The 13,060-nt window shown below is 58.0% G+C and carries 12 protein-coding genes; 7 read left to right on the plus strand and 5 right to left on the minus strand.

The genetic code is table 11. The features are described 5' to 3' along the window. Positions 1-77: 77 nt before the first annotated feature. The 7 genes from OQ287_RS06095 to OQ287_RS06125 all read left to right on the plus strand — a co-directional run bounded on the left by OQ287_RS06095 (position 78) and on the right by OQ287_RS06125 (position 7,603). Complete coding sequence (locus OQ287_RS06095; RefSeq protein ID WP_265895837.1) at positions 78-980, plus strand: polyprenyl synthetase family protein; 903 nt, start codon at positions 78-80, stop codon at positions 978-980. Further along, positions 977-2,446, plus strand: a complete 1,470-nt coding sequence (crtI, locus tag OQ287_RS06100) for a phytoene desaturase family protein (RefSeq protein ID WP_265895838.1) — start codon at positions 977-979, stop codon at positions 2,444-2,446. Before OQ287_RS06095 ends, crtI begins: the two co-directional genes overlap by 4 nt. Then, the gene (locus OQ287_RS06105) at positions 2,443-3,366 is read left to right on the plus strand and encodes a squalene/phytoene synthase family protein (RefSeq protein ID WP_265895839.1); all 924 of its coding nucleotides are present in this window, start codon (positions 2,443-2,445) and stop codon (positions 3,364-3,366) included. Before crtI ends, OQ287_RS06105 begins: the two co-directional genes overlap by 4 nt. Beyond that, positions 3,363-4,502 carry a lycopene cyclase family protein gene (locus OQ287_RS06110; RefSeq protein ID WP_265895840.1) on the plus strand — a complete coding sequence of 380 codons (1,140 nt, stop codon included), beginning with the start codon at positions 3,363-3,365 and terminating at the stop codon, positions 4,500-4,502. The genes OQ287_RS06105 and OQ287_RS06110 overlap by 4 nt, the downstream gene beginning before the upstream one ends. Before the next feature lie 130 nt (positions 4,503-4,632). After that, complete coding sequence (locus OQ287_RS06115) at positions 4,633-5,631, plus strand: TRAP transporter substrate-binding protein (RefSeq protein ID WP_250937726.1); 999 nt, start codon at positions 4,633-4,635, stop codon at positions 5,629-5,631. 47 nt (positions 5,632-5,678) lie between these two features. Beyond that, positions 5,679-6,323, plus strand: coding sequence for a TRAP transporter small permease (locus OQ287_RS06120; RefSeq protein WP_250937728.1), 645 nt, complete (start codon positions 5,679-5,681; stop codon positions 6,321-6,323). Then, positions 6,320-7,603, plus strand: a complete 1,284-nt coding sequence (locus OQ287_RS06125; RefSeq protein ID WP_265895841.1) for a TRAP transporter large permease — start codon at positions 6,320-6,322, stop codon at positions 7,601-7,603. The genes OQ287_RS06120 and OQ287_RS06125 overlap by 4 nt, the downstream gene beginning before the upstream one ends. Before the next feature lie 65 nt (positions 7,604-7,668). Here the strand turns inward: OQ287_RS06125 and OQ287_RS06130 are convergent, their stop codons facing one another. Genes OQ287_RS06130 through OQ287_RS06150 form a run of 5 tightly spaced genes read right to left on the minus strand, consistent with a single transcriptional unit; the run spans position 7,669 to position 13,055 of the window. Then, positions 7,669-8,748, minus strand: a complete 1,080-nt coding sequence (locus tag OQ287_RS06130; RefSeq protein ID WP_265895842.1) for an ABC transporter substrate-binding protein — start codon at positions 8,746-8,748, stop codon at positions 7,669-7,671. Between the two features lie 44 nt (positions 8,749-8,792). Continuing rightward, positions 8,793-10,163, minus strand: a complete 1,371-nt coding sequence (locus OQ287_RS06135; RefSeq protein WP_250937737.1) for a glutamine synthetase family protein — start codon at positions 10,161-10,163, stop codon at positions 8,793-8,795. A 51-nt stretch (positions 10,164-10,214) separates the two neighbouring features. Further along, on the minus strand, positions 10,215-11,285 hold the full coding sequence (locus OQ287_RS06140; protein ID WP_250937740.1) for an ABC transporter substrate-binding protein: 1,071 nt from the start codon (positions 11,283-11,285) through the stop codon (positions 10,215-10,217). A gap of 40 nt (positions 11,286-11,325) precedes the next feature. Then, positions 11,326-12,141 carry an ABC transporter permease gene (locus tag OQ287_RS06145; protein ID WP_250937742.1) on the minus strand — a complete coding sequence of 272 codons (816 nt, stop codon included), beginning with the start codon at positions 12,139-12,141 and terminating at the stop codon, positions 11,326-11,328. After that, complete coding sequence (locus OQ287_RS06150; protein WP_250937743.1) at positions 12,138-13,055, minus strand: ABC transporter permease; 918 nt, start codon at positions 13,053-13,055, stop codon at positions 12,138-12,140. Before OQ287_RS06150 ends, OQ287_RS06145 begins: the two co-directional genes overlap by 4 nt. Between the last annotated feature and the right edge of the window lie 5 nt (positions 13,056-13,060).

Genomic DNA, 13,060 nt, shown 5'->3' on the forward strand with positions numbered 1-13,060 from the left:
CCCGGCATTCTGTTCCGTGACCATCTATACTCTTGCATCGTATTGATAATAAATACCAGGGACGGGAACTCGTTGACATGCCTTCGCCGCAGTCTGCCTATCGGTGTGAAACACCGGAACCATCTTGCTTATCGTCGGACACCCTGCACAACGCGTTGCAAACTGCGCTGCTGGGAGACAACGCAGCCAGTGATGACATCATCACTCGTGCCTGTCGGCATCACCTCAAGACCACTGGCGGATTGCTCCGGGCACGACTGGCCTTCAGCACGGCACGCGCTCTGGAGATCCCCTCAACCACAGCCCTGACCCTTGCACTGATTCCCGAGCTCTTGCATAACGCATCGCTGATCCACGATGACGTGCAGGACCGGGATGAAACCCGTCGTGGTCATCCGAGCCTCTGGAAGGCCTTTTCTTCCGAAGTTGCCCTGTGTGTGGGTGACCTGCATATATCTGCCGCCTACGGCTGCGCAGGAGCGCTGCAGAACTACCCGAATATCCTTGCCGAACTGATCACCTGCACTCATGCAGGCGTAACCCGGACCATACACGGCCAGGCACAGGATCTGGCCGGGTCGGCTGGATGCGAGCTGACAACCTACCTGTCGATGGCACGTGACAAGACGGCCCCGTTGATCGGACTGTCGCTTGAACTTCCCCTGCGTACCGGTGGCCATCATGCCGCCCTGCCATGGGCCGCAAAAGCCGTGGATGCCTTTGCCATTGCCTACCAGATTGCCGACGACATCGATGACATCGAGCGGGATGCCCTACGCCCCGGCAGTGACAACCTGGTCCACCGACTGGCTGCTGATCATCCGGATGATGCCCTCGACAGGGCTGTTCAGATGGCCATGCACTACCTCGATCAGGCCGAAACAATGGCTCGCCAACTGCCTGGCGACAGTGGCCTGCCACTACGCCATGAGACACACCGACTCGGACAGCGTCTGAGTACGTCAAGGGACACCCAATGAGCCACACCATCGTTATCGGCGGCGGTTTCGGCGGCATCGCCGCCGCCCTTCGCGCCCGCAAACTGGGGCACGATGTGACCCTGCTGGAGCGCAACGATTCGCTGGGCGGACGGGCTCAGGTCTTCGAGGACCAGGGTTATCGCTTTGATGCCGGCCCGACCGTTATTACCGCGCCCTTTCTGTTCGAAGAGCTGTTTGGCCTGTTCGGCAAGAAAATGTCGGACTATCTCACCATGCTGCCACTGGACGTGTGGTACCGCTTCCACTTTTCCGATGGACGTAGTTTCGATTACGGCAGTGACATGGACAGGACACTGGCCGACATTGCGCGTTTCAATCCAGAGGATGTCGACGGTTATAAAAAACTGCTGGCTCGTTCGGAAGCGATCTACAAGGTCGGCTTCGAGCAGCTGGCCGACCAGCCGTTTCATCGTGTCTCCACCATGCTCAAGCAGGTTCCAGCGCTGCTCCGACTGGGCAGCTATCGGTCGGTGTGGGGAATGGTCAGCCATTACCTCAAGGACCCTATGCTGAGGCGCGCCTTCTCCATTCCCCCGCTGCTTGTCGGCGGCAACCCCTTTCGAACCACCAGCATCTATGCGCTGATTCCGTGGCTTGAACGCAAATGGGGTGTTCATTTTCCAAAGGGTGGTACCGGCGCCCTGGTACAGGGGCTGACTCGCCTGATGCGCGAAGAAGGCATTCAGATCCGTACCCAGTGCACCGTGGATCACATTACCTGCGAAGGCCGTCGCGCCACCGGCGTCCGGCTGGCCAGCGGTGAAACCCTGACTGCGGATCGAGTCATTGCCAACGCAGATGCCGCCTACCTGTATCGTCACATGGTACGCGAACTGCCCAGGGCAGCCCGTTTCAAGCTCGATCATGCAAGATACTCGATGGGGCTGTTTGTTCTTTACCTGGGCGTCAACCGCACCTATGACGATGTAGCCCACCACACCATCTGGCTGGGAGAACAGTACAGGGAACTGCTGGAAGACATCTTCGAACACAAGGTCATGAAGGATGACTTCTCGCTTTACGTGCATCGACCCACCGCCACGGACGACAGCTTTGCTCCGCCAGGCTGTGACTCCTTCTATATTCTGGCACCTGTTCCCAATCTGCAGGGCGATATCGACTGGTCAGAGCGTGCCGGCACGCTGGGTGATGCGATCATCAAGGCCCTGTCGGCCACCATATTGCCTGACGTCGAAAAGCACATTGACACGCGGTTTCACATGACACCGGAAGATTTCAAAAATCGCTATCTCAGCGAGCACGGCACCGGCTTTTCAATCGCGCCCCTGTTTCAACAGTCCGCCTGGTTCCGGTTTCACAACAAAAGTGAGGTGCTCGACCGATTGTATCTGGTAGGAGCTGGCACTCATCCGGGAGCCGGACTGCCTGGCGTGGTATCCAGTGCCAAGGTTGTCGAGCGACTTTTGAAAGAAGAAACCCCATGAATGAAGCACGTGCCCTGCTTGCCCGACACGGCAAGTCATTCTGGTTTGCCAGCCGGTTCATGGAAAAAGGCGATGCCGATGATGCCGCACAGCTCTACGCTGCCTGCCGTATTCTGGATGATCTTGCCGATGAAGACATGCCCAGCGCCGAAGAAAATGTACGGGCACGGCAGCGCCTTCAATGCATTCGCGAAGAACTTTTTACCCCGGCCGCCGCCGGTGATGACCCTGTCACGAAAGCACTCAAGGACCTGCATGTACGCCGTGGGGTTAACCTTGACGCTGCTGCTGCACTGATTACGGCATTGACCCGCGACGCCGACACCAGCCTCCAGCTTGATAACCAGGCCGAACTGCTGCGGTACTGCTATGGCGCAGCCGGCACCGTGGGTGTCATGATGGCGCCACTGATCGGTGCACCCTCCGATGCCTGGCCCCACGCCATCGATCTGGGCATCGCCATGCAATTGACCAACATTGCCCGGGATATTCAGGAAGATGCGCGATTGGGCCGACGTTATGTGCCTGGCGACTGGGTCGACCAGGCCCCGCCAGCGGCGCTCGATAATCCGGCTGGCTCGCTGGCCGTCAAGGCAGCCGCGGCCAACCTTGCCCTGCTGGAACTGGCCGACACCTACTATCAAAGCGGTGCCGATGGCTTTCAACGTATCCCGATCAAAAATCGACGCGCGATCGCCGTCGCAGCAGAAGTCTATCGCGGTATCGGCCTTCAACTTCGTACGCGTCAGGGGCGCTACTGGGAAGGCCGTGCCATGGTGTCACTGCCAGGTAAAGTGAGGCTCGCCGCCAGACGACTGACAGGACATGGGCATATCAGGCCCGCCGGTCGCCCTGGGCATGACAGCACCCTGCATGCGGCGCTGGCCGGGCTCCCCGGCACCCATCCGCCCTCATCATGAGCGCCCGCTGTGATATCGCGATTCTGGGAGGTGGCTGCGCCGGCCTGAGTCTGGCATGGCACCTCTGTCAGCAGCCATCAACGCAGCGCATCATCATCATAGAACCTCGCAGGGAGTATGAGGAGGACCGCACCTGGTGCGGCTGGCCGCTCGCGCCTCACCCCTTTGATCACTGCGTTGTCGCGCGCTGGCATCAGTGGACACTGACCACGACACAGGGCCACACCCGAGTCAGGTCGCCCCTGGGCTACGAAATGATCAGCGCGCAACTATTTTACGACACGACTCGGGCCGCCATTGACGCCGCACCGCACGTCACGCTGTGGACCGGTGTCCGGGCCGGCCCGCTCGAAGAGCGCGATGATGAGGTGATAATCACGCTGGATAATGGCCAGACCCTTGCTGCACGGCAGGTTATCGACACCCGCCCCAGAGCAACCAGGCTGGCACCCCCCTGGCGCTGGCAGGATTTTGCCGGGCGCCTCATCGAATCCCCCCAGCTTGGGGAGGATGCCACGGCGGAGTTGATGAATTTCGCTGCAGCGCCCCCGCCGGACGGGGAAGCGCTGGATTTCGTGTACCTGCTGCCGACGGGAGATCACACGGCACTGGTAGAGTGGACCCGGTTTGGACGTGCCCCCACTCCACCCGGCGAACTTGATGCCCGGCTGATGCAGTACATAGACCAACGCTTTGGCAAGGTTCACTGCCTGCGTCAGGAAGCCGGGACACTGCCCATGGCACCGGCTGACGGCCATCACCAGGGTCGCATTCTCCATGCAGGCACCGCCGGAGGCGCCATGCGGCCGGCAACCGGCTACGCCTTTCACGCCATTCAGCGCTGGGCACTCGACTGTAGCACCGCGATGATCGCAGGCAAGGCTCCGACAGCGCACACTACACCATGCTGGCTGCTGGAACTTGACCGCATCTACATGACCGCCCTGTCGCGCTATCCGGACCAGGCTCCTGAATTCTATCGTCAGCTGTTTGCACGATTACCGGCCGAGCGTGTGATCCGGTTTCTGGCAGGGCAGCCAACGTTCACGGATGTATGGCGCGTCATGTCAGCCCTTCCTCCCCGCCCGTTTCTATCAAGTGCGGCGCACCTTTATCTTCCCCTTCAGAGCAAATGATCCTTCGTACCATGAAGTGCTAACACAAAGTATTATTTCGCCAGACGCACCTCCGTTCTAATCTACGTGAGCACGACGTAACAATATGTAATAAGACACGTCTTCTTACGCACTACAGGGAGTACTGCTCATGGCACTTAACGCCTCCAGGTCACTGGCACTGGCTGCGGGTCTCGCCGCGCTTCTCGGGATCACGCAGGCCCAGGCCGAGCAAATCGTGATCAAGTTTTCACACGTAGTGGCTGACTCGACCCCCAAGGGTCAGGGCGCCCTCATGTTTCAGAAACTGGTCAAGGAAAGGCTGGGGGACAAGGTGAGGGTTGAGGTCTATCCCAACTCCTCCCTGTATGGCGATGGCAAGGAAATGGAAGCGCTGCTGCTGGGCGATGTACAGATGCTGGCCCCTTCGCTGGCCAAGTTCGACAAGTACAACAAGCAGCTGCAGATTTATGACCTGCCATTCCTGTTCAAGGATATTAATGCCGTTGACCGCTTTCAGCACAGCCCGGAAGGCAAGCAGCTGCTGACCTCCATGCAGGACAAGGGCGTTCTGGGGCTGGGCTACTGGCATAACGGAATGAAACAGCTGTCAGCCAACAAGAAACTGCAGGATCCACGCGATGCCCGTGGCCTGAAGTTCCGTGTCCAGTCGTCCAATGTGCTTGAGGAACAGTTCAAGGCTGTCAGGGCCATCCCACGCAAGATGAGTTTCTCGGAAGTATACCAGGGCCTCCAGACCGGCGTGGTCAACGGGGCAGAAAACCCTTGGTCCAATATCTACAGCCAGAAGTTCTATGAGGTACAGGATTACATCACCGAATCCAATCATGGTCTCCTGGACTACATGCTGATTACCAATGCCAAGTTCTGGAACGGCCTGCCGGACGATGTACGGTCCGAACTTGATGACATCGTTGAAGAAGTCACCACGGCAGTAAACGAAGAGGCCAAGCAGATCAATGACAGCGATCGTCAGAAGATCATTGATGCCGGCACCACGACGGTCATCCAGCTGACACCAGAGCAGCGCAATGAATGGCGCGAAGCCATGAAGCCGGTCTGGAAGGAGTTTGAAGGTGATATCGGCAAGGATCTGATCGATGCCGCTGACAAGTCCAACCAAAGCTGAAATTACCGGGCTACGGCCCGGTTTTTTTGATACCAAGGAGTAAGCCGATGCGCGGACTTGTCCGACTCTGGAACAATCTGGAGGAAGGTCTGGTGGCTTTCCTTCTGGCGGCCATGACGCTGGTCACGTTCACCTATGTCATGGCCAATAACCTCTATGCGGTCTTTTATGCCGCAGCAGATGCCATGCCCTCCATGGAGGATTTCTGGTTCGCCATTGGTGACTACCTGCTGGAAATGGCACAGGAAATGACCTGGAGTTCGGCGCTCACCAAGGCCATGTTTGGCTGGCTTATCTTCCTGGGTATTTCCTATGGCGTACGTGTCGGGGCCCATATCGGCGTCGACCTGCTGACTCGAACCTTTCCGATGCCGCTTCGTAAACTGTGCGGCATTCTCGTTATTCTGATCGCCATGGGGTACGCATTGCTGTTCATGATATCCAGCTACGACTGGGTCATGGCACTGTTCAATGCACAGCTCGGTGCCGAGGATCTGGATGAATTTCATGTCATGCAATGGCATATCGCCCTGATTGTTCCCGTGGGCTTTGGACTGGTGCTGCTTCGCCTGGTGGAAGCCCTGATCAATGTGGCCCGCGGACGCCAGATCGGGCTCGAGATGGGAGACGAGGCCGCCGATGCCATGAAACTGATGAACAAGGATGATGCCGCCGAGGAGAATCGCCCATGACAATCGCCTTCTTGTTCGTGGCGCTGTTTGCCCTGCTGTTTCTGGGCATGCCCATCGCCATCTCCCTCGGGCTGTCCGGCGCCCTGACCATCCTGCTGTTCAGTGAGGACTCCGTTCGCTCTCTGGCCATCAAGCTGTTTGAAACCTCGGAACACTATACACTGCTGGCCATTCCCTTCTTTCTGCTGTCCGGCGCCTTCATGACCAGTGGTGGCGTGGCCAAGCGTCTGATTGACTTTGCCAATGCCTGTGTTGGCCACTTCCGGGGGGGCCTGCCGATTGCCTCCGTCATGGCCTGCGTGCTGTTTGCAGCGCTGTCCGGCTCGTCACCGGCCACAGTGGCCGCCGTGGGATCCGTGGTTATTGCCGGGATGGTGCGTTCGGGCTACACCAAGACCTTTGCTACCGGCATTGTCTGCAACGCCGGTACGCTGGGCATTCTGATTCCGCCCTCCATCGTCATGGTGGTGTATGGCGCGGCGACGGAAACCTCGGTAGGCAAACTGTTCATGGCAGGGGTGGTACCGGGCCTGATGCTCGGTCTGCTGTTGATGGTGGCCATCTATGTCATTGCTCGCATCAAGAACATGCCAGCCATGCCCAGGGTTCCTTTCCGGGAAGCATTGCGGCTGGGACGCAAGTCCTTCTGGGGGCTGATGCTGATCGTCATCATTCTGGGCGGCATCTATTCCGGGATGTTCACCCCAACCGAAGCAGCAGCGGTAGCGGCCGTATATGCGGCGTTCATTGCACTGGTTGTCTATCGCGATATCAGCTGGCGTGAATGCCCGCGGGTGATCCTTGACGCCGCGAAACTGACCATTGTGCTGATGTTCATCATTGCCAATGCCATGCTGTTTGCGCACGTACTGACCACCGAGCAGATTCCGCAGGCCATCACTGCCTGGGTTGTCGCACAGGGCTTCTCGCCGGTGACCTTCCTGCTGGTTGTGAACGTTATCCTGCTGGTAGCCGGCAGCTTCATGGAGCCCTCGGCGATCATCCTGATTCTGGCTCCGATCCTGTTCCCGATTGCCATGCAACTCGGCATTGACCCGGTTCATCTGGGGGTCATCATGGTTGTGAACATGGAAATCGGTATGTTGACGCCCCCCACCGGTCTCAACCTCTTCGTGGCCTCTGCCGTCACCGGGCAACCGCTGACTCAGGTCATTCGGGCTTCCAGCCCCTGGTTGATTCTGCTGATCGGCTTCCTGTTGCTGATTACGTATGTCCCCTTCATTTCGCTCGGATTACCCAATTTAATGGGCATGCCCTAGCGGGGAATCGTAATGAAAAACGCCGGGCATCTGCCCGGCGTTTTTCATTCACACTGATCCGTTTATCAACGAGACCGCAACTCCGTCCACAGCTGCTGCACGAATTGAAGTTGCTGGCCGTCCAGTGACGGTGTGTAGGCCAGTCGTTTGCGTTGCTGCTCGTCTGGAGTGGCCACCGAATCACGCAACGCAGGCTTTAACAGCGGCACGGCATCAGCCACCGGTGTACTGTAGAAATTGGCATTACTGACGCGAGCGGCCACTTCCGGGGTCAGCAAGTAATTCATGAAGGCCGCGGCCAGCTCGGGATGCGGTGCATGTGCCGGTATCACCATGGCATCTACCCAGCGCTGACTCCCCTCACGCGGGATAAAGAACCGAATATTTCTGAAACTTTCCGGATCTTCGACCTGTTTGCGTGCAAAATCCCCGTTGTAAACCACACCGACATCGATAACCCCCCGCGCCAGTTGATCCAGTGCGGCAGTCGCACCGACAAAGCCCACATAGTTGGCGCGCTTCAGGGTCGGCCCAACGACCTTGGCTGCGGCCAGCCAGTCTTCACGGCCGATACAGTCATATCCCTTGTTCAGATAGGCACAGGCGGTAGAGAGGGTAAACTGACCATCGCCCTTGAGCAGCGCAAAGGGATGTGTCGGGTTGGCTTTCGGATCGAACAATGCATGCCAGTCCGGCGGCAGGTCCGGCAAGGCGTCGGCATTATAGGCAATACCTGTCGCCCCCCACTGATAGGGCACGCTGTAGGATTCGTCCGGGTCGTAGGAAGGATTTCTGAAATCAGCCAGCAGATGAGACCGGTTGGTCAGCCTTGCTCCATCCAGAGGCTGTACCAGCCCGGCCTTGATCAGCCGCGGAACGAAGTAATCCGACGGGAACGCCAGGTCGTACTGGTGATCACCACCCGACTGAAGCTTGGCCAGCATTTCCGCATTGGAGTTGTAGTAGTTCTGCACTACCCGAACGTGATGTTTTGCCTCGAACTCATCCACTACATCCTGAGGCAGATAATCTGCCCAGTTGAAAATGGTGAGGGTAGGCTCATCTGCGGCGGCAACCGACATGCTGCCCAGCGCCGAGCCCATGACGGCCATGCCGAACATGGCCGCAATCATTGGTCGTGTCATTACTGTTTCCCTGCCTGTTTATTGTGGCAATCCTGGTCTCGATCCTAGACCCTGAGTAACAAGTGTTCACGTTCCCAGGAGCTGATCACCCGGAAATACGCCTGATGTTCAGCCCGCTTGACTGCCAGGTAGTTCTTGACGAACCGGTCACCCAGCACTTCCGACAGCACATCGCATGCTTCCAGCATTTCAAGCGCCGGACCAATGTCGTTGGGCAGGCCGACCGAGCTGCTGCCCCAGCCGGAGCCACTCAGCGGCGGACGCGGGTCCAGCTGGGTCATCATCCCCAGATACCCACAGGCCAGTGATGCCGCCATGGCCAGGTAGGGGTTGGCATCGGCACCGGGCAGCCGGTTCTCCACCCGCATGCTGCTTGGCCCCCCCACGGGAACACGCAACCCGGCTGTACGATTATCGAGGCCCCACTCCACATTGGTTGGCGCAGAGCCGCTGGTTGCGCCAGGCGTGAAGCGCCGATAGGAATTGATGTTGGGTGCCAGCAGGGCAAGCCCATGTGGCAGGTACTGCTGCAGGCCGCCGATGTGGTTCAAAAACAGCTTGCTGGGCTCGCCATGCTCATCCGAAAACAGGTTTCTGCGCCCTTCCAGATCCCACAGGCTCTGATGCAGGTGCATCGCACTACCAGGCTCATTGGCCATCGGCTTGGCCATGAAGGTGGCATACATGCCGTGCCGCAGCGCCGTTTCGCGCAGGGTGCGCTTGAAGATGACCACCTGGTCGGCCAGTTTCAGCGGGTCACCATGCTGAAAGTTGACCTCCATCTGGCCGGCCCCTTCCTCATGGATCAGCGTGTCGATATCCAGCCCTTCCGCTTCGCAGAAGTCGTACATGTCCTCAAACAGCGGATCGAATTCATTGACGGCGTCAATGCTGTAGGACTGCCGTCCGGTTTCCTGGCGACCGGATCGACCGACAGGCGGTTCAAGCGGGTAATCGGAATCCGTATTGGTCTTGACCAGATAAAACTCGACCTCCGGTGCCACGACAGGTTTCCAGCCCCGGGCCCGATACAGTGACAGCACGCGCTTCAGCACATGACGCGGCGCAATCTCGACAGGCTCACCGTTCAGGTAATAGCAGTCATGAATGATCTGGGCGGTAGGGTCGCTGGCCCACGGGACCAGAAAGACAGCCCCGGGATCGGCAATCAACTGCATATCCAGCTCGGCCGCGTTCCAGTACCTCAACTCGTCATCATCGGGGTACCCCCCGGTTACCGTCTGAATGAAGATGGAGTCAGGCAGCCGGGGCAACCCGCCATTGAGGTACTTGCCTGCCGGCATGATCTTGCCCTTGAGCACACCGGTCATGTCACTGACCAGACACTCCACCTCCGTAATGCCATGCCGGGCAAACCATTCGCTCAAGTCTGTCTTGTGTTGTTCTGTTGACATACCGTTTCTGCCTTGCCTTCAAGGCGGGGCCTGAAGGCCCCGCAGGAACCGTTACCGGGATTTAACATCACTCCAGATCTGCTGGAACATCTGCAGCTCCTGTCCATCCAGACTGGGCGTGAAGAAAAGGTGTTTCATCTGCTCGTCGGTCGGCAGGGCCGGCGGTTGCTGCAATTCGGGCTCAAGGTACTGCACTGCAGCCTGATTGGGAGTGGAGTAAAAGTTATAATTGGACAGCTGTGCCCCGATTTTGGCATCCAGAATGAAGTTGATGAACTGGTGTGCCAGTTTCGGATGAGGTGCCTTGCTCGGAATCATCATGGTGTCCACCCAAAGCTCCGAGCCCTCTTTCGGCAGCATGAAGTTCAGATGCTTGTAGCCTTCCGGGTTTTCGGACTTGTCGAGCAGGTAATCGCCGTTATAGGTCAACCCGAGCTGAGTGACCCCCCTGGCGACCTGCGGCAGTACCGGCGTACCGTCGACAAAGCCTGTAAAATTACTGCGATGCTTGGTCTTCAGCACCAGTTTGGCTGCATCAACCCACGCGTCCTGCCCCTTGCAGCCATACCCCTTGCCCTGGTAGGCGCAGGCAGCGCCGAACATGACCTGACCATCGGTCATCATCGAAAAGGGCTGTCCCTTGTTGACCTCGGGATCAAACAGCAGAGACCAGCTTTCAGCAGCGTTGGGAAACACCTTTTCATTATAGATAATACCGGTCGTGCCCCACTGATAAGGCACGGTGTACTTCTCTCCCGGGTCGTAGGCGGTGTTTCTGAACTTTTCCATGACATTGGGCAGGTTCGGCAACTGTGACTTGTCCAGCGGCTGTACCAGACCGGCATGGATCAGGCGAGGCACGTAGTAGTTGCTTGGTACTACCACATCGTACTGGGAGGTGCCTCCGGCCTGCAGCTTGGCGTACATCTCATCGAGTGAGCCAAAATAGCTCTCGACCACATCGACGTTGAACTGCTTTTCAAATGCCGTAATGATCGCCGGGTCCATGTACTCGGTCCAGTTGAACAGATAAAGCTTCTGTTCGGCACCATAAGCCGTCTGGGACAGTAGCAGTGCACCGGCAGCGGCGGCCAGCAACCCCTTTTTCTGTTTTTTGGTCATTATATGGTTTCCCTGATCATTAAAGCCCCGGATCCTTGATTCAGCGTCCTTCCGGGGGAGTTTGAGGCCGGCGACGCGTCACCAGCAGACTGATGATGGCTGCGACAATAACAGCGGCAATCATCAGGGTAGCGATAGCATTGATTTCCGGTGTTACCCCTTTTCGAATGGCACCCCAGATGTAGATCGGCAGCGTGGAACTCTCCGGTCCCGAAGTAAAAAAGCTGATCACGAAATCATCGATCGAGAGAGTGAACGACAGGAAAAAGGCCGAGATCAACGCAGGCTTGATGGCAGGCACAATAAAGTGCCATGCCCGTTTTACCGGTGAGGCATAAAGATCCTTGGCGGCATCGAACAGGGTGGGATCAAGGCCTACAAAACGGGAATAGACGATCAGGGCCACAAAGGGAATTTCAAAGGTCACATGCGACAGGATCATCGGACCAAGGCCCGGCGCCAGCCAGCCGGTCAATGCGTTGATGCGTACAAAGAACGTCATGTCAGCGATGCCGAATACGATGTCGGGCATCACGATCGGCAGATAGATCAGGACAATCAACCAGCCCAGCCCGCGGCGACGATGCCGATAAAGGCCATAGCCGATAAGGGTACCCAGCAGCACCGCGATCACCGAGGAACTCATGGCCAGCACGATACTGTGCCACAGCGCGCTCATGATCTGGTCATTGGCCAGAAGCCGGTAATACCAGCGCAGCGAAAAGGACTCGAAAATGGCCGCGCTATTGATCGAGTTGAAGGAAAACAGAACGACAACCGCCAGCGGCAGGTACAGGAAAAACAGCAGTACCCACCAGTAGATGCCCAGCGCCCGCTTCAAGGCTCCACGTTTCATATGACGACCTCCTCTCCGCCACCGGCACGCTTGCCGAGCCGCCGCAACAGAAAGATGCCGATCAGCGTAGCCGCCAGCATCAGCAACGCCGCCGCCGCGCCATAAGGCCAGTTGGACGCGCCGGTAAACTGTCCGGCCACCAGGTTGCCGATCATCATGGACCGCCCGCCACCCAGCAATTCCGGCACCACATACATCCCGAAGGCAGGCACCGCCACCAGCACCACACCCGCCAGAAGACCTGGCAGGGTCTGCGGGAATACGGCGGCCCAGAAGGCACGCATCGGCGACGCATAAAGATCGATCGCCGCCTCGATCAGGGTGGTATCGAGCTTTTCAAAGGCAGCGTACAGCGGTAGCACCATAAAGGGCAGAAAGTTGTAGACAAGCCCCAGGGTCACGGCAAAACTCGAGGGAAAAAGTCCCATGTGCTCGGGAATCAGGCCAAGAAACTGCGCCGCATCCGACAGGGGAGTTTCCGGAGCCAGCAGATTCATCCAGCCAAAGGTACGAATCACCTGGTTCGTCCATGAAGGCACCACCACAGCCAGCAGCATGATCGGCCTCAGGGAGGCGCGACAGGTAGTGATGTAATAGGCAATCGGATAGGACAACACCACCACCAGCCCGGTGGCGACGATCGTCTGCCATATCGAACGAAGCAACGTATACAGATTGCCCGGGCTCCAGCCCAGAAACCCGAAACCGGCCAGCTGACGGAAGGCATCCAGGCTCAGGGGCATTCCCGGCTGGCCATAGGGGCCATTGGTCATGAAGGCCATGCTGACCAGATAAAGACTGGGTAATACCAGAAAAATGACGATCCACAGTGCGCCCGGGGCGGTCGTCAGCAGAAGATGGCGCGTTTCACGCCATTTCAGGCTGCGCCGGGAAACTTCAAAGGATGGCGGCATGATGA

The organism is Larsenimonas rhizosphaerae, assembly GCF_026240105.1.
In the GTDB taxonomy this organism is placed as follows: domain Bacteria; phylum Pseudomonadota; class Gammaproteobacteria; order Pseudomonadales; family Halomonadaceae; genus Larsenimonas; species Larsenimonas rhizosphaerae.